This window comes from Vibrio sp. CCUG 15886, from assembly GCF_028570825.1.
In the GTDB taxonomy this organism is placed as follows: Bacteria; Pseudomonadota; Gammaproteobacteria; order Enterobacterales; family Vibrionaceae; genus Vibrio; species Vibrio vulnificus_B.
On the sequence record NZ_JAQQBT010000014.1, the window covers coordinates 25,052 to 42,267 of the forward strand.

Annotated in this window: 13 protein-coding genes; 2 read left to right on the forward strand and 11 right to left on the reverse strand. The window is 50.0% G+C overall.

Going from position 1 to position 17,216, the window contains the following annotated elements; genetic code table 11:
• Positions 1–56: 56 nt before the first annotated feature.
• The 10 genes from PQQ36_RS18010 to PQQ36_RS18055 all read right to left on the reverse strand — a co-directional run bounded on the left by PQQ36_RS18010 (position 57) and on the right by PQQ36_RS18055 (position 11,674).
• A complete protein-coding gene (locus PQQ36_RS18010; RefSeq protein ID WP_273661948.1) occupies positions 57–1,697 on the reverse strand; it encodes a methyl-accepting chemotaxis protein in 1,641 nt (546 codons plus the stop codon).
• Positions 1,698–1,951: 254 nt separating this feature from the next.
• Positions 1,952–2,248 carry a DNA-binding transcriptional regulator Fis gene (gene fis / locus PQQ36_RS18015; protein ID WP_000462885.1) on the reverse strand — a complete coding sequence of 99 codons (297 nt, stop codon included), beginning with the start codon at positions 2,246–2,248 and terminating at the stop codon, positions 1,952–1,954.
• Between the two features lie 23 nt (positions 2,249–2,271).
• Positions 2,272–3,240, reverse strand: coding sequence for a tRNA dihydrouridine synthase DusB (gene dusB, locus PQQ36_RS18020; protein WP_011079218.1), 969 nt, complete (start codon positions 3,238–3,240; stop codon positions 2,272–2,274).
• Positions 3,241–3,379: 139 nt separating this feature from the next.
• On the reverse strand, positions 3,380–4,267 hold the full coding sequence (gene prmA / locus PQQ36_RS18025) for a 50S ribosomal protein L11 methyltransferase (RefSeq protein WP_011151370.1): 888 nt from the start codon (positions 4,265–4,267) through the stop codon (positions 3,380–3,382).
• 120 nt (positions 4,268–4,387) lie between these two features.
• Complete coding sequence (gene accC / locus PQQ36_RS18030; protein WP_011079220.1) at positions 4,388–5,734, reverse strand: acetyl-CoA carboxylase biotin carboxylase subunit; 1,347 nt, start codon at positions 5,732–5,734, stop codon at positions 4,388–4,390.
• Positions 5,735–5,746: 12 nt separating this feature from the next.
• Entirely contained in the window at positions 5,747–6,211 is a 465-nt protein-coding gene (accB, locus tag PQQ36_RS18035; RefSeq protein WP_011079221.1) for an acetyl-CoA carboxylase biotin carboxyl carrier protein, read from the reverse strand.
• A 60-nt stretch (positions 6,212–6,271) separates the two neighbouring features.
• The gene (gene aroQ, locus PQQ36_RS18040) at positions 6,272–6,721 is read right to left on the reverse strand and encodes a type II 3-dehydroquinate dehydratase (protein ID WP_011079222.1); all 450 of its coding nucleotides are present in this window, start codon (positions 6,719–6,721) and stop codon (positions 6,272–6,274) included.
• Between the two features lie 296 nt (positions 6,722–7,017).
• On the reverse strand, positions 7,018–8,970 hold the full coding sequence (gene acs / locus PQQ36_RS18045; protein ID WP_273662145.1) for an acetate--CoA ligase: 1,953 nt from the start codon (positions 8,968–8,970) through the stop codon (positions 7,018–7,020).
• A 174-nt stretch (positions 8,971–9,144) separates the two neighbouring features.
• Positions 9,145–9,780, reverse strand: coding sequence for a 3'-5' exonuclease (locus PQQ36_RS18050; RefSeq protein ID WP_011079224.1), 636 nt, complete (start codon positions 9,778–9,780; stop codon positions 9,145–9,147).
• 67 nt (positions 9,781–9,847) lie between these two features.
• On the reverse strand, positions 9,848–11,674 hold the full coding sequence (locus PQQ36_RS18055) for a DUF294 nucleotidyltransferase-like domain-containing protein (RefSeq protein WP_273662146.1): 1,827 nt from the start codon (positions 11,672–11,674) through the stop codon (positions 9,848–9,850).
• 213 nt (positions 11,675–11,887) lie between these two features.
• Here PQQ36_RS18055 and PQQ36_RS18060 point away from each other — a divergent pair, with 213 nt between their 5' ends.
• The gene (locus PQQ36_RS18060; protein WP_273662147.1) at positions 11,888–13,078 is read left to right on the forward strand and encodes a 3-phenylpropionate MFS transporter; all 1,191 of its coding nucleotides are present in this window, start codon (positions 11,888–11,890) and stop codon (positions 13,076–13,078) included.
• A 92-nt stretch (positions 13,079–13,170) separates the two neighbouring features.
• Positions 13,171–16,602, forward strand: coding sequence for a PAS domain-containing hybrid sensor histidine kinase/response regulator (locus tag PQQ36_RS18065; RefSeq protein ID WP_273662148.1), 3,432 nt, complete (start codon positions 13,171–13,173; stop codon positions 16,600–16,602).
• A gap of 109 nt (positions 16,603–16,711) precedes the next feature.
• On the opposite strand, the gene PQQ36_RS18070 is transcribed toward PQQ36_RS18065, so the two are convergent.
• On the reverse strand, positions 16,712–17,173 hold the full coding sequence (locus tag PQQ36_RS18070) for a DUF6795 domain-containing protein (RefSeq protein ID WP_043920931.1): 462 nt from the start codon (positions 17,171–17,173) through the stop codon (positions 16,712–16,714).
• Positions 17,174–17,216: the final 43 nt, after the last annotated feature.

The following is a 17,216-nucleotide window of genomic DNA, read 5'->3' on the forward strand; positions in this document are numbered from 1 at the left end:
ACGGCTTAGACCATTAATGACCTAAGCCGATCGTAAGTTTGCTCATTCTATTGGCGTTACACCTTGAACGCGGCAAAGTTGACTTGCAATTGGTGACCGCTAGCCATCAACTGCTCGCTCGCCGCAGCGACTTGATTGGCTTGTGCTGCCGTCTGTTCACTGTGATCGACAATGTGCAGCAGATTGTGGTTAATGAGCTCAGTGGCCGATGTTTGCTCTCCGCTGGCACGAGCAATGTGCTGATTGAGCTGCAGAATCACAGCAATTTGCGCATCGATATCACTTAGGGCTTGCTGTGCCAAGCTGGCTTGTTGTTGGGTTTCGGTGGATTGACGCTGTGTTTGCTCCATCGATAAACAGACATCGTTGGCGCGTTGTTGTAACTGCGCGATGATGTGTTGAATTTCATCGGTACTGCTGCTGGTGCGCGTAGCCAATGTGCGTACTTCATCAGCGACCACCGCAAAGCCACGGCCTTGCTCACCCGCTCGGGCGGCTTCTATTGCAGCGTTGAGCGCAAGTAAATTGGTTTGCTCGGCCACACCCCGGATAACTTCCAACACTGAGCCTACTTTTTGGGTTTCTTTGGCTAGCTCTTGCACATTGAGCTCTGTTTGGGTCACGGTGTGTGACAAGGCATGCATGTAGCCAGAGGCTTTTTCAATGATGGCACTGCCTTCTTTGCCTTTCTCTGCGGCAGTCTGCGCTGCACTGGCTGCCTCTTGAGCCGAATCGGCCACTTGCATATTGCTGTCGTGCAGTTGCTTCATGGCACTGGCAACGGAATCGACCGAGTGCTGCTGGGCGGTGGCTTTTTCGAGTGCATTTCTTGCCACTTGGGTCAGCTCAGAGGCAGAGCCGGTGACATCACGTGTGACAGGGGCAATGCCTTGTACGATGAGGCGGATCTTGCTGGTGAATTGGTTAAACGCACGAGCGATTTGCGCTAACTCATCTTGGCCGTCGGCAGGCAGTTGCTTGGTCAGGTCGCCATCACCTTGTGCAATATCCTCTAAAGCGCGCTGCGTCGCTCGACATGGCTGGGTAATGCTGTTGCCTATCCATCCAGCCAGTAACAGCATGACAGCGCCTGTAAGGCTCAACTGGAGAAGGGAGGCGCGAATACGCTGCCACACCAGCGCTTCGACATCATCGATATAAACGCCACTGCCGGTAATCCAGCCCCACGGCTGAAACATTTGCACATAAGAGACTTTTTCCACATCGACGTCTGAACCCGGCTTTGGCCACATGTAATGGACAAAGCCAGCCCCGGATGTTTTTGCCACCGAAATCATTTCAACAAACAGCGCCTTGCCAGTCGGATCTTTCACTGCGCTTAAACTCTTGCCGTTCAGTTGCGGTTTCATCGGGTGCATGATCATATTGGGCTGATCATCGTTAATCCAAAAGTAATCTTCTTTTTCATAGCGCAGCTGGCTAATGGCCGCCTTGGCTTGCGTTTGCGCCTCTTCGCGAGACAAGCGCCCGGCTTGTTCTTGCTGATAATAGTGCTGCTGCAAACTCACGGCCGCTTCGACCAAATGGCGTGTTTTGACCTGCTTGGCTTCCATCAAATCACTTTGATAGGCGTAAAGCAGAGCGATAAATGGAAGCAGCAATAGTGATGTAATCACGAAGGTGAGTACATAAAGTCGCTGTTTGATGTTAATGACGCGCAAGCTGGAACCGACCATACCAATCACTCCTTGAAGGGTTGGGAAACATTTGTTGATTGTTATTGTTTTTTCAATGTAACAAATTGATAACAGCTTCGTATATGCGACGAAAGGCGAGATTTGAAAGTGATGACGGTTTTAAAGCAAAGGTTGGGTAGCGTTACAGGAGAAATGTGCTACTGCGTAGAAAAGAGGGCATAAGAATCGATAAAAGAAAACCGCCCGCGGGAAACTCCAGCGGGCGGTTTGAAAGCGATCAAACTAATCAGGGATTAGTTCATGCCGTATTTTTTCAGTTTCTTACGAAGAGTACCGCGGTTGATGCCCATCATGGTTGCTGCGCGAGTTTGGTTACCGCGAGTGTACTGCATGATGGTATCTAGTAGTGGCTGTTCAACTTCAGCTAGAACTAATTCATAAAGTTCAGTGACTTCTTGACCGTTTAGTTGAGCCAAGTAGTTTTTAAGAGACGCTTTAACAGAATCACGTAGTGGCTTTTGCGTGATCTGATCTTGTGATGTTACGGTAGTTACTGTTAAAGCTTCTGAAGTCAGATTTTGTTCGAACATATTCGGTCTAGCTCTTCTCTTAATTATGATGCAACGTTATCAAAATAACCTTCGAGCGCTTCAAGTTGCAGCATAGCTGCGTCGATAGCGTTGAAGGTACGGCGAAACTCACTCGCTTGCTCATGTTCTTTTAGATACCAACCCACGTGCTTACGCGCGATGCGAGGGCCTAAATACTCACCATAAAACTCATGGAGAGCCTGAACATGACCGAGCATAATGCTTTTTACTTCCTCAATCGGAAGTTCAGGCATTGTGGTGCCGTTTTCCAAATAGTGATGGATTTCCTGGAAAATCCAAGGACGACCCTGGGCAGGGCGTCCAATCATTAAAGCGTCTGCGCCGGTGTACTCCAGTACATACTTGGCTTTTTCCGGGCTATCGATATCACCGTTTGCGATAACCGGAATGGAAACTGCCTGTTTAACGGCTTTAATGCTGTCGTATTCGGCCTCACCTTTGTACATACAGGCTTTGGTTCTGCCATGCAGAGCAAGAGCTTGTATGCCGCAGTCTTCGGCTAATTTAGCGATGTGAATACAGTTTTTGTTTTCTGTATCCCAGCCAGTGCGGGTTTTCAACGTTACAGGAACGTCCACTGCGTCAACCACCGCTTTCAAAATCTGTTCGATAATGTCCGGGTATTTGAGCAGCGCGGAACCCGCCAGCTTTTTATTCACTTTTTTTGCTGGGCAACCCATGTTGATATCGATGATTTGCGCACCATTTTCAACACTGAATTGCGCAGCATCTGCCATCAGCTGTGGATCGCTGCCCGCGATTTGTACAGAGCGAATGCCCGATTCGCCTTCATGCACCATGCGTTGCTTCGACTTCGACGTTTTCCATAGCTGCGGATTAGAGGACATCATTTCACTGACGGCCATTCCCGCACCATAACGAAGGCACAACTCTCGAAACGGTCTATCCGTTACTCCGGCCATCGGCGCTACGATTAGTTTGTTCTTAAGTTGATAATTTCCGATCTTCAAAACGTCGTCACAGCTTCATACCAGCAAGGGCGCGCATTTTACGCATTTTTTTTCTGCGTGAAAAGACTAATATTTGAGCATTGACAAATTGTTTTTGCAATTTGTATGAATTTCAAACAATTACCCCTGAAAGTCTTGTCTAGCCTTGCTTGCGACCAGAGATGCGACACCATTCACTTTGCTCAACGATTGGATCAATGTGAAGCTCATCACGGTAATAGTTGGCCACATCTTCTGCTTGGGTATCCAACACGCCCGACATCGCTAATTGGCCATTTGGTTTGACAAGCCCCTTGATGATCGAAGAAAGCTCACGCAGTGGTGCCGCCAAAATGTTTGCGACAACAACGTCAGCAAGCAGACCTTCCGGTTGATCTTGAGGCAGATAAACATCCAGCTGATCGGCAACGCCATTACGTTGGGCGTTGTCTTTCGAAGCGAGAAGTGCTTGAGGATCAATGTCGATCCCGATGACTTTTTCTGCACCCAGTTTGATCGCTGCGATCGCCAAGATGCCAGAGCCACAACCAAAATCGATAACGGTTTTACCCGAAAGATCAAGCCCTTCTAGCCACTCAAGACACAGTGCTGTGGTTGGGTGAGTACCTGTACCAAACGCAAGGCCAGGATCCAGCATCACGTTCACTGCGGTGGGATCAGGAATGTCACGCCAGCTTGGGCAGATCCACAAACGCTGACCAAATTTCATTGGGTGGAAGTTGTCCATCCACTCACGTTCCCAATCTTTATCTTCTAGCTGCTCAATTTTGTAAGCAAAGCCTTCAGCCAGCATGTTGCTTGCTTTGATTTGCGACATGATGAGCTGAGTGTCCGCCTCTGCGTCGTACAGTGCCAGGACATCCGTATCACCCCAAAGACGCGTTTCACCAGGCAGTGGCTCGAAGACAGGGGTATCGTGCGCATCTAGGAAAGTCACCGATAGCGCGCCAGTCTCTTCCATAAGCATATCGCCGATAAGCTCAGCGTTTTCGTTGGTCGCATTGAGTTTGATTTGAATCCAAGGCATGAGTGCATACTCTTAATGTTTAAATTTGGCGCAGAGTTTAGCAGACTTTCCCTGCAAACGAAAAAATCCGCTCAATGAAAAATGCCCACCGAAGTGGGCATGGTAACCAGTGCGCTGCGCTTAGTGCTGAAGGCCGAGTTTTTTCTCTAGGTAGTGGATGTTGGCACCACCGTGCTGGAAGTTTTCATCGTTCATGATGCTCACTTGCAGCGGAATGTTGGTCTTGATGCCTTCAATGAACATCTCACCCAGGGCGTTCTTCATACGTGCAATCGCAACGTCACGGTTTTCACCGTAAGTGATCAGCTTACCGATCATTGAGTCGTAGTGCGGTGGCACGGTGTAGCCGCTGTAGATGTGCGATTCCCAACGAACACCCATACCGCCTGGTGCGTGGAAGCGTTCAATCTTACCTGGAGATGGCAGGAAGCGCTCTGGGTCTTCCGCGTTGATACGACATTCAATCGCATGGCCACGGATCTTAATGTCGTTCTGCGTGAATGACAGAGGCTGACCCGCCGCAACGCGCAGCTGTTCTTTGATCAGGTCAACACCAGTCACCATTTCAGTCACTGGGTGCTCAACCTGAATACGGGTGTTCATTTCAATGAAGTAGAACTCACCGTTTTCGTAGAGGAATTCGAATGTACCTGCACCGCGGTAACCGATCTCTAGACATGCACGAGTACAACGTTCGCCGATGTACTTACGCATCTCTTCAGTAATACCTGGAGCTGGTGCTTCTTCAACAACCTTTTGGTGACGCCGCTGCATTGAACAATCACGCTCACCTAGGTGGATAGCGCCGCCTTGGCCATCTGCAATCACTTGAACTTCAACGTGACGTGGGTTTTCTAGGAATTTCTCCATGTAAACCATGTCGTTGTTGAATGCTGCTTTTGCTTCTGCACGCGTCATGGCAATTGCTTGAACGAGGTCTGCTTCTTTACGAACCACACGCATACCACGACCACCACCGCCACCAGAGGCTTTGATGATCACTGGGTAACCAATACGTTTCGCGTGTGCTCGGTTTTTCACTTCGTCGTTATCAAGTGGACCATCAGAACCAGGTACACATGGAACGCCCGCTTTTTTCATTGCAGTGATAGCCGATACTTTGTCACCCATCATGCGGATGGTGTCCGCTTTTGGACCCACAAAGATGAAACCGCTACGTTCTACTTGTTCAGCAAAGTCTGCGTTTTCAGACAAGAAACCATAACCTGGGTGGATCGCCACCGCGCCAGTCACTTCTGCTGCTGAAATAATGCGAGGAATGTTCAGATAGCTGTCGATACCACGAGCAGGACCGATACACACAGTTTCATCTGCCAGCAGTACGTGTTTTAGATCGCGATCGGCGGTGGAGTGCACGGCAACGGTTTTGATGCCGAGTTCTTTACACGCGCGAAGGATACGAAGTGCGATTTCACCTCGGTTCGCGATGACTACTTTATCTAGCATAGCGAACTCCGCTTATTCGATAACTACAAGTGGTTGGTCAAACTCAACAGGCTGGCCGTCTTCAACAAGGATTGCTGTTACCACGCCAGATTTGTCGGCTTCGATTTGGTTCATCATCTTCATCGCTTCCACGATGCACAGTGTTTGACCTGCAGTCACAGATTGGCCCACTTCGATGAATGCTTTCGCATCTGGACTTGGAGAGCGGTAGAAAGTACCGACCATTGGAGAAAGAACTTGGTGGCCTGCTGGTACTGCCGCCGCAGCTGGCGCTGCTTCTGCGGTTGCGACAGGTGCTGCTGCAACTGGCGCAGGTTGCGCTACAGGTGCCGCAGCGTAGTGCATTGGAGCAGGCGCTGCCATCATTTGACCGTGACGACTGATGCGTACCGACTCTTCGCCTTCAGAGATTTCTAGCTCAGCAATGCCAGATTCTTCAACTAGTTCGATAAGCTTTTTGATTTTACGAATATCCATCTTTTCTTTCTCTTTTATCTTGTGAGTAAGACAACCCTAAAGGGTTGCAGAGTGTTGGGTTTACTTTGCCTGCAGACGAGCAATGGCTGCCGACAGAGCGAATTCATAGCCTTGCGCCCCTAAGCCACAAATCACGCCGAGCGCTTTGTCCGACAAATAAGAGTGATGTCGGAACGGCTCACGAGCGTGTACGTTGGAGAGGTGCACTTCAATAAAAGGGATGGCAACACCCAGTAGCGCATCACGTAGCGCAACACTGGTGTGAGTAAAAGCCGCCGGATTGATGATGATGAAGTCGACGTTGCCGTGTGCGGCATGGATGGCTTCAATCAATTCATACTCACGATTCGATTGCAGGTGTTCGAGCTCGATGCCTGCAGTTTGCGCCTGTTGTGTCAGCGTATCGACGATTTGCGGCAAAGTTTGGTGACCGTAATGACCCGGCTCACGCAAACCCAGCAGGTTAATATTTGGGCCGTTAAGGACCAGAATTCGTGATTTTGCAGACATGTTGACGCTATCTTCCTTTAACGTGAGTGGAACCAGCATATTCCCAAAAATACGAGAAATCGGCACGAGATTTTTGTAAAAAACGCGCAAATTTTTCAAAATCGACCAAGATTATAGCCAATTCATTACAATTAGCAGCAATTTACTGGTCTAATCTCCCTGTTTGCCGTGGATTTTCTGTAACCAGCTTAACAAAAAACAAGATTAACCTTTCTTATAGTATGGGTAATGATAACGGCAAACAAAAAAGCCACTCTTATGTAGAGTGGCTTTGAGGGTGTTTGGTTTAAAACGGATTAAACCAGTTCGGCTTTTTCTGCGATCAGTTTATCAACTACGCTTGGGTCGGCCAGTGTTGAGGTGTCCCCCAAGTTGCTGGTGTCTCCCGTGGCGATCTTACGCAAAATGCGGCGCATGATTTTGCCTGAACGGGTTTTCGGTAGTGCATCTGTCCAATGCAGTACGTCTGGCGTTGCGATTGGGCCAATCTCTTTACGTACCCAATCTTTCACTTCTTTGTGCAGCTCGGCGGTTGGATACTCGCCCGCATTGAGGGTGACGTAGGCGTAAATTGCTTGGCCTTTGATGTCGTGTGGAATGCCAACAATCGCTGCTTCGGCAATTTTCGGGTGGGCCACTAGGGCGGATTCAATTTCCGCTGTGCCCATTCGGTGGCCTGAAACGTTCAATACGTCATCCACACGGCCTGTGATCCAGTAGTAACCGTCTTCATCACGGCGCGCACCGTCTCCGGTAAAGTACATGCCTTTAAAGGTTGAGAAGTAGGTTTGTTCGAAGCGCTCATGGTCACCATAAACCGTGCGCATTTGGCCTGGCCAAGAATCGAGGATAACGAGGTTACCTTCTGCGGCTTGGTCTTCGATCACATTACCCATGTTGTCCACCAGTGCAGGCTGAACACCAAAGAATGGGCGCGTTGCAGAACCCGGTTTCAGCGCGGTGGCGCCTGGCAGTGGTGTGATCAAAATGCCGCCAGTTTCGGTTTGCCACCAAGTATCGACAATCGGTGATTTCTCGTTGCCGATGGTTTTGTAGTACCACTCCCACGCCTCTGGGTTAATAGGTTCACCCACAGAGCCCATGATGCGTAGGCTGCTACGATCCGTACCTTCAATCGCTTCGTTGCCTTTTGCCATCAGCGCACGAATGGCCGTTGGTGCGGTGTAAAGAATGTTGACTTGGTGCTTATCGACCACTTCACTCATGCGGCTGGTGTTTGGATAGTTTGGCACGCCTTCAAAGAGAATGGTTTTCGCGCCGTTTGCCAGTGGACCGTAAACCAGATACGTGTGGCCAGTGATCCAACCCACGTCGGCCGTACACCAGAAAGTTTCGCCAGGTTGGTAGTCAAACACGTACTTAAAGGTCATGGTCGCGTAGACCAAATAGCCGCCCGTGGTGTGCAGCACGCCTTTCGGTGTACCGGTTGAGCCTGACGTGTAGAGGATGAACAGCGGATCTTCGGCTTTCATCTCTTCTGGTGGGCAAACGTCAGAGACTTTTGCTGTTGCTTCGTGCCACCAAACATCACGATGTTCGTGCCAATCAATGTTGCCGCCAGTGCGCTTGAACACCACCACTTTGCTGATGGTTTTCACTTCAGGGTTAGTCAGTGCTTCGTCCACGTTCTTTTTCAGTGGCACCGCGCGACCACCACGAACGCCTTCGTCGGCCGTGATGACGACTTTGGCATCGGAGTCGATGATGCGGCCAGCCAGTGCTTCTGGTGAAAAACCACCAAAGACGATGGTGTGCACCGCACCAATACGGGTACAGGCCAACATCGCAACCGCCGCTTCAGGGACCATTGGCATGTAGAGACACACCACGTCGCCTTTGCGTACGCCTTGCTCTTTCAGAGCATTCGAGAAACGACACACTTCGGTGTAGAGCTCGTTGTAAGTCAGAGTTTTGTCGTCCGCTGGGTTGTCGCCTTCCCAAATGATGGCGACATCATCGCCGCGCTCTGCTAGATGGCGGTCAATACAGTTTGCTGAGACGTTGAGCGTGCCATCTTCAAACCAGCGAATATCTACGTGGCCAGTATCAAAAGACGTTTGTTTGACTTTGGTGAAGGGCTTAATCCAGTCAACAATTTTGCCGTGTTCACTCCAGAAACCTTCAGGATCAGTGACTGACTGCTGGTACATGGCTAGGTAGGTATCATTATCCGCATGGGTATGGGCTTTGATGTTCTCTTTAACCGGATAAATGTGGGCTTCACTCATTGTCTCTCTCCTTGTGCCTTTGTCTTCGTGATGGAGTTCCATGACGTTTAAAACAGTCATCAATCACGAAAGGGGGAATCCGTATGCCTCTAACTGTCAATCAGTTGGAGGCTTTCGACAATTAGACTTTAGGATATAGCGAGTGCTGATGGGGTGTTTTTTCTCCGACCACGATCACGAAGAAGCATAGGGCAATGACAGGCTCGGCAAGTCGCCACGAGTGAGTCGCACAAACACCAAAGCGGCAGCAATCGCATCTTGCAGTGCATCGTGTTTGTCTTGGATGGGCAAGTCGAGATGGCGACAAATGGCGTCCAAACTCAAATCGAAATAGGCGTTGGGTAGGTGCTTTTCCAGCTTGTCATGGTAGATCTGGCTGACTTCCACCAGTGGATTGGCCAAGGGAAAACCGAGGTGGCGTAAGCAGGCTAAATCGAGGATCTTCTTATCGTAGCGGATGTGGTAGCCCACCAAGGGGCGATTGCCGATGAAATCAATGAGTTTGAGCAGTGCTTCTTTCTCGCTCAACCCATCGACCAAGTCTTGGTGGCGGATCTTGTGAATTTTCACTGAACCAGAATCGAGAGACTGTGGCGCACGCAAACGCACCTCGAACGGTTTACTGGTGATGATGCGATTGTCGATGATCTTGGTGGCCGCAATGGTGACGAGTTCTGCGCGGTTGGGGTCAAGGCTGGTGGTTTCACAGTCGAGAGAGACATACTCTTTATTGTTTGGCGCACAAAACAGCGACTGATAGGGCGAGCCTTTCAATCGGTAGTACCAGTAGTTGCGCCGAAACCAGTTCATAGAGATTCCTATTTGATTAAGACCTTAGCCGTATAGCCTTTGGTCGTGATTCGATGTTTTGCGTTGGTTAATCTTTGATTTGGTAGTGATAACCCAGCCACTGTTTGAACTTTTTCACCACGTGCAAACTGTGGCGCAGTAAATCTCGCTCCGTGCGATCCAGCAGTTTTAAGTTGAGTTTGTTATTACTGTGCTGCTCTGTCAGTTGCTGTGCTAGGCGCAATTTAAAAAACAACTTGAGTGCTTCGCTTAGGTTTGCGGCCGTGCTTTTTTCCAACACGTTGCGTGCCACTAACCCCTCAATGCGGTCGAAGGTGTTGTTGTCATGTAGCGCGTATTCCAAGCTCAGGGCTCGAATGCCGTGTACGATAGGAAAGATGCCGCCTTGTTTGATGTCGAGGCCGCTTTTGTCGGCCTTGACGTTGCCAAAAAGGGTGAGGGGAACTGAAAAGTTCAATGCAGGCCGAGTGAACTCGGTCAAAATCAGTTCTTGATCCGCCATCAACTCGGAGAGGTGCTGTTTCACGGGCTCAAGCAATACCTTATTGCCCGCAACGGCATGTGCATCGGCAAAAATCGCTAAATCCATCACCGTTTCTGGTTTGGCGCTGCGTACCCATGCGGTGAGGGTTTTGCGCCAATCACTCTGACTTTTGACCCACTTAGGGTTATTGACCATCACATTGCCCGGACAGAGCGGATAGCCAAGTTGCTGCAAGGTGTGTGTCAGTTGTTGCATCACCACGCCGCTTTGTTGCCATTCCAAACCATCTTTGATGATCAGTGCGTTGTCTTGGTCGGTTTTGAGGATTTGTTCCCCACGACCTTCTGAGCCTAAAACGATCAAACAACAGTGATCGTGAAGGGCGGGTGGAACAACCAACTCAAAGGCTTTCTCGATGATCTGTTCATTGACGGCAGAAATCAGCTCCATGATGAAGCGAGTGCGAATGCCGTTTTTCAGCAAACTTTCCACTAACTGACGCTGGCGATTCGACGCTAAGGCCAGCTCTTCAACACTGGAGGCGCGCGCGATGCTCAAAGTGAGCACGTGGGAATGGGTGGAGAAGGCGCTGAGAATTTGCGTCATGTCCAACATGCCCACGGCTTGATGACCATCGCACACCATGAGGCGCTTCATACGATTGCGCGTCATGGTGATCATCGCATTAAAGAGAAAATCACCATCATCGACGTGGAAGACGGGGAAGGTGGCAATATCACCCACCGGAGTGTCGAGCGGCTTATCATCGAGCATCACCGAGTGGAGCATATTGGTGCGGGTGACAATCGCATAAGGGTGTGCATTGGGATGATTGAGTAGCCGCCCATCGTCATCATGGAGGCGTACCAAGGCGGCATCGATACCGTTCTCTTTAAGTGTGCGCGTGACCTGATTGATCGGCATCTCAGGCGACAAAATCTTCGGTGGATGATAGATGGCTTTATCAACTTTGGTGAGAATGAACTCAGCAAGATTTTGCTGCTGCTGCGCCGCCTCTATCAGCTCTTGGCGCTTGGCGAGGTTGTTATCAAAATAAGCGGCGAATTGGCCATTTTCATTGTATAGCTCGAGAAAAATGGCCTTGGGCAGCAAATAGCTTAAGGTATCTTCGAGCGCGACATATTGATGACGTACGGTTGGCTCGAACAAGGCGCGCACATCAAACATGTCGTCATTGGCGTAGTGAGCAAACACTTCTTGCTGGTTGGCGGAACGCTCTTCGACCGCGCCTTTGATTAAGATATGCAGATGCGGTGACGGTTGCCCCGCGGCGAGCACCACATCTTTAGTGCGAAAATAAGCCACATCCAGCGAAGAACGTAAAAGGTGTTGTTGCCCCTCGCTCAAGCGATCAAACGGGGGAGATTGCATATTAAATTTATCAGGCATGGCAGCATCCAAAACCAGCAAGGCATATGCTCTAAGTCTGACAAAATTCTCCTGACTCTCCAGACGACTTTGGTCTAATTCACTCCAATTAGGCCGATTAGAGGAAACAATCTGTCGCGGAGAATTCCCTTTTTCTCATCTGCAAGGCAAGTCATAATGGCGCCGATTTTTCTCTCGTCAGTTTTTCGGTCAACAGACCCTAGGATCACCATCATGTTCAAACCGTCTCCTTATGGATGGATATCGCAGTATTTTCTCGGTTTCTTTTTTGCCTATGGCGTCTATCTGCCATTTTGGTCGCTGTGGTTTAAAGAACAGGGCGTCTCCTCCACTGACATCGGTTTGCTGGTCGGTATCGGCTTAGCGACACGCTGTGTGGCGAACATAGTGATCACACCACGTATCCATAAGGCCGAGCACATTATGCCGGCGTTACGTTGGCTCAGTTTTGCGGCGTTGATTTTTGTCGGCTTCCACTTCTTTACCGGTGGCAGCTTTTGGCTGATGGCGTTAGCGACGGTACTGTTTAACTTGTGCTGTGGCCCAGTCGTGCCGCTATCCGATGCGCTTGCCAACTACTACGCAAGATTGAAGATGCTCGATTATGGTCGCACCCGTTTGTGGGGCTCGATCGCCTTTATCGCGGGCTCGACCGTGGTGGGGTATCTGATTTCCCTCTATGGCACCGACATGATTCTGTACACCGCCTTGGTGGGGGTGTTTATTTCCTTACTGCTGAGTATGCGCAGTGCCAATGTGATGCCGGTGACGCGCAGCGAACATCACAGTGAAAGACCGAAACTGACGCAACTGCTGACCGACGGCCCTGTGGTGAAATTTTTGCTACTGGCCGCTCTGATTCAGGGCAGTCACGCCGCCTATTACAGCTTTAGTGCGATTTACTGGCAGCAAGCAGGCCATTCGGAAGAGATCATCGGCTATTTGTGGAGCCTTGGTGTGGTATCGGAAGTGGCGGTGTTTGCGTTGAGCAAGCGCTTGTTTGCGGGCTGGTCGCTGCGTGCGTTGTTTGTCGCGGCATCGATTGGCGTCATGTTGCGCTGGGGGAGCACCGCCTCGACCACGTTGTTGTTAGGTTTGGTGTTGGTGCAGTTGCTGCACGGCGTGACATTTGCGATGGCGCACATCGCAGCCATTCAATACATTCAAAATTCAGAAGAACACAAAATGGTGGCGCTACAAGCCCTGTACAATGCGCTGCCACTGGGGGCCTTTATTGCGGCGATGACGGCCTTTAGTGGTTGGGGCTTCGAGCATTGGGGCGCGAACGTATTCTGGGTGATGGCGGCCATGGGGCTGGTGGCACTGTTTATCAAAGTCGCGCCTGTCACCAGCCAGGTTCAGGACGTTAGCGTGGTGAAAGCGGAGCCCAATGCACAGAATTAATCCTAAGAGATTGAGATTAAAAACTATCCTTAGTTAAATGAAACCTCTCCCGTATGGAGAGGTTTTTTATTGAGCAAGAGAAAGGATGTCACATGCAAGGATGGTTGGTGATACCCGTATCGTTAGCGTATTTAGGAGTGTTGTTCCTCATCGCTTGGTATGGAGATAGGCAAAAAAATTGGTTGGCACGTTGGCGGCCTTGGATCTATAGCCTATCGATTGCGGTTTACTGTACCTCTTGGACGTTTTACGGCACGGTGGGGCAGGCGAGCAATAATCCTTGGTCTTTCTTGCCGATCTACATTGCACCGATTCTGGTCTTTACTCTTGGTTGGCGCGTCTTGGCGCGGCTCATTCTCGTTGCCAAGCGCGAGCACATTACCTCGATTGCGGACTTCATTGCTGCGCGCTACGGGAAATCGCAAGGGCTTGCGGTGGTGGTGACCTTAATCGCTGTGGTGGGGATTTTGCCTTATATCGCCCTGCAATTGCGTGGCATCACCATGGGGCTTGAGATCATTGCGCCTGATCTCTCAAGCCGTTTTGGTTATCAAGATTCTGGCGTTTCTTGGTTTGTGGTGGGGGCTCTGGCGATATTCACCATGCTGTTTGGCACCCGTCATATCGACAACACCGAGCATCACCGTGGCATGATGATGGCGATCGCCTTTGAATCGATCGTTAAGCTGGTGGCGTTTCTCGTGGTGGGGATGTTTATCGTCTGGCTGGCGATGCAGCATCAAGAGGTCGATCTCAGCCGTGTGGCCGCTGCCACGTACCAATCGCCCAATATCGCGACCTTGTTGATCCACACCTTGCTGACCATGCTGGCGATTGTCTGTTTGCCGCGTCAGTTTCACACCATGGTGGTGGAAAATGAACGCGCGCAAGATCTGCATACCGCGCGCTGGCTTTTCCCGCTGTATTTGATTTTGATGGGCATTTTTGTGCTGCCGATTGCGTGGGCGGGGCAAAGTTTGCTCTCTGGCAGCCCTGCCGATACTTATGTGATCAGCTTGCCGATGGCGTTTGGCGCCAATGACATTGCTTTATTGGCCTTCCTTGGTGGCACGTCCGCTGCCAGTGGCATGGTGATTGTGTCCACCATCGCGCTCGCCATCATGGTCTCCAACGATTTGGTGATGCCGTTACTGCTGCGCCGCATGCGCCTGTCTAACCGTAATCACCACCATTTTTCAGGTTTACTGCTGCGTATTCGTCGAGCGTTGATTCTGGTGTTGTTAATTGGCGCATGGGGCTTCTATCAAGCGCTGGACGCAATTCATTCGCTCTCAGCAATTGGCTTTCTCTCATTCGCTGCGATCACCCAGTTTGCTCCAGCTTTGATTGGCGGCATGTACTGGCGCCAAGGTAACCGCAAAGGGGTGTATGTCGGTCTGGCGGCGGGCTTTACTTTATGGCTGATTACATTGATGAGCCAAACCGACATGTTGGCCGGGGATGCGCAGAGCAACTTGCTGATTTGGTTGATTACACCACCAGAGGTATTAGGGAAGATGGGCGTGAAGGCCTCTGACTGGGGGATGTTCCTCAGTGTCACCATCAATGCGCTCTGCTTCCTTGTCGTCTCGATGCTAACGCGTCCAAGCCTAAGTGAGCGCTTACAATCGGCGTCATTTGTTGGTACGCCATTGCCCGAAAATGAAAACATCAGCCTCTATCAAAGCCGCGTCACCGTGGGCGAGCTAGAGATGCTGGCCTCCCGCTTTGTTGGGCGAAATCGAGTGAAAAATGCCTTTGCTCACTATTGGTCGCAGCAAAGAGAAACCTTATTGCCGAACCAACAAGCTCCCTCGACCTTGATTCGTCATACTGAGCGGGTATTGGCGGGGGTGTTTGGTGCTTCGTCGGCGAAGTTAGTCCTTACTTCGGCGCTGCAAGGCAGAAACATGCAACTGGAGGAAGTCGCGACCATCGTCGATGAAGCGTCTGAGTTGTATGATTTTAGCCGTGGTCTATTGCAAGGGGCGATTGAGCATATTGGCCAAGGCATTGCCGTGGTGGACAAACAGCTTCGGCTGGTGGCATGGAACCAACGCTATTTGGAGCTGTTTGAGTTTCCGCCGGGGCTGATACAAGTGGGCCGACCGATTGCCGATGTGATTCGCCATAATGCCGAGCAGGGTTTATGTGGCCCGGGAGACCCAGAAGACCATGTTCGTCGCCGAGTCTACCATTTGGAACAAGGCACGCGGCATACCTCGTCACGTATTCGACCCGATGGACGCGTGATTGAAGTGCAAGGTAACCCCATGCCCGGCGGCGGCTTTGTGATGAGTTTTACCGATATCACCGTGTTCCGTGATGCAGAACAAGCACTGAAAGAAGCCAATGAAACGCTCGAAGAGCGCGTTCATTTACGTACAAGAGAGCTTGAGCAGTTGAATAAACAGCTGGTGGTGGCAACGCAGCGTTCGGAGTTGGAATCACGCTCTAAATCGCGTTTTTTGGCGGCCGTGAGCCACGACTTGATGCAACCACTCAACGCAGCGCGTCTGTTTGCCTCATTACTCTCGGAAGTGGCCAAGGACGATGAAAGCCGCAAGCTAGCGCATCACATTGAAAGTGCCCTCGGGGCTGCGGAAGATTTGATTGGTGATTTGCTGGATATCTCGCGACTGGAATCGGGTAAGTTGGATGTACACGTGCACGGTTTTGCCATCAATGATGTGTTGTCGAATTTGCATGCGGAATTTAGCGCACTGGCCAAACAGCAAGGCATCGAGTTCTGCATGATCCCGTCGTCACTCAATGTCACGTCTGATCCCAAACTGCTGCGCCGTGTGGTGCAGAACTTCCTGACCAATGCGTTTCGATATAGTCCTAATGGCAAGGTAGCGCTTGGGGTGCGCCGAGTCGGTGAACGTGTGCGTATCGATGTATGGGATAACGGGATGGGCATTGAAGAAGATAAGCAACAAGAGATCTTCGAAGAGTTCAACCGAGGCACCCAAGTGCGCGCTGATCAGGGATTGGGGTTAGGGCTCGCTATTTCCAAAGGCATCGCGCAAGTGTTGGGGCATGAGATTTCGATGCGTTCATGGCATGGCCGCGGCAGTGTGTTTTCTATTACTCTGGATCGTGCTCAGCAAGTGCAAGCGTTGCCGACGGCAGAGCCTGCCCAAGCGCACTCTGAGTTAAGTCACTTACGTATTTTGTGTGTCGATAATGAGCCCGATATTTTGGTTGGCATGGAGAATCTGCTGGCGCGTTGGGGGTGTGAAGTGAAAACCGCTACTGACATTGTGCAAAGTTTGAAAGCACTGGACGGTGGTTGGCATCCGGATGTCATTTTCTCCGACTATCGTCTTGATGAAGGTCGCACAGGTTTAGAAGTGCTCCAGCAATGTAAGCTTAGATTGGGCAGCCGTTTTGAAGGGGTGATCATCAGCGCCGATCGCACCGATGACATGATGCAAGGCATCAAAGCCAATGGTTTTAGCTTTATAGCCAAACCCGTTAAACCGCTCAAGTTGAGAGCGGTGTTGAACCGAGTGGCGTGAGGTGCCTTCTCCAAAAAGAGCTGCCATGGTTGGTATTAAAATGGCAGCTCTTTGTGAATGTATTGGCTAAGAAAAAAGTTGTGTTGATACGCCAATAATGATCACCTGCTTAATTCTCTATATATCCTGACTCTAATGCACCATGAAGGTCGCAGATAGTATGAACTTCATACCCATCATGATCTTTTTTCTTAGCATCAAATATAAAATATTTCTCTTTTGAATTAATGTCGCAAGTGAGATTGGATAAATTTTCTGACATGAAAGTAAATATGCTATATCCAGGTAAATATGAACGCCATAAGTATTTGTATTCAAGGTCACGTTTTATGCTTAATGATGTGCTGACCATTTTGGGGTCAAAAATGCTTGGTGTCTTTATTGTTGAAATACTGACAGCTTCAAAAAAGAACTCACCATTTTGATTAGTATATGCCTTTAATTCTTTTGTGTCATTCAGAGCACTGATTTCAAGAGTGACTTCAATATTTGCCGCAAGGATACCATGATTAAAAATTCTCCCGTGAATTTTTGGTGTTAAGTCGTATGTTTTTTGTTTAAATATGTCCATGACGTAGACCTGGTAGGAGACGGTTAAGAAAAAAGTATTATTA

Bases quoted from the DNA above. Each gene is read 5' to 3' on its own strand.
- PQQ36_RS18010 (WP_273661948.1), bottom strand. From the start codon at position 1,697: ATGGTCGGTTCCAGCTTGCGCGTCATTAACATCAAACAGCGACTTTAT.
- fis (WP_000462885.1), bottom strand. From the start codon at position 2,248: ATGTTCGAACAAAATCTGACTTCAGAAGCTTTAACAGTAACTACCGTA.
- prmA (WP_011151370.1), bottom strand. From the start codon at position 4,267: ATGCCTTGGATTCAAATCAAACTCAATGCGACCAACGAAAACGCTGAG.
- accC (WP_011079220.1), bottom strand. From the start codon at position 5,734: ATGCTAGATAAAGTAGTCATCGCGAACCGAGGTGAAATCGCACTTCGT.
- accB (WP_011079221.1), bottom strand. From the start codon at position 6,211: ATGGATATTCGTAAAATCAAAAAGCTTATCGAACTAGTTGAAGAATCT.
- aroQ (WP_011079222.1), bottom strand. From the start codon at position 6,721: ATGTCTGCAAAATCACGAATTCTGGTCCTTAACGGCCCAAATATTAAC.
- acs (WP_273662145.1), bottom strand. From the start codon at position 8,970: ATGAGTGAAGCCCACATTTATCCGGTTAAAGAGAACATCAAAGCCCAT.
- PQQ36_RS18050 (WP_011079224.1), bottom strand. From the start codon at position 9,780: ATGAACTGGTTTCGGCGCAACTACTGGTACTACCGATTGAAAGGCTCG.
- PQQ36_RS18055 (WP_273662146.1), bottom strand. From the start codon at position 11,674: ATGCCTGATAAATTTAATATGCAATCTCCCCCGTTTGATCGCTTGAGC.
- PQQ36_RS18060 (WP_273662147.1), top strand. From the start codon at position 11,888: ATGTTCAAACCGTCTCCTTATGGATGGATATCGCAGTATTTTCTCGGT.
- PQQ36_RS18065 (WP_273662148.1), top strand. From the start codon at position 13,171: ATGCAAGGATGGTTGGTGATACCCGTATCGTTAGCGTATTTAGGAGTG.
- PQQ36_RS18070 (WP_043920931.1), bottom strand. From the start codon at position 17,173: ATGGACATATTTAAACAAAAAACATACGACTTAACACCAAAAATTCAC.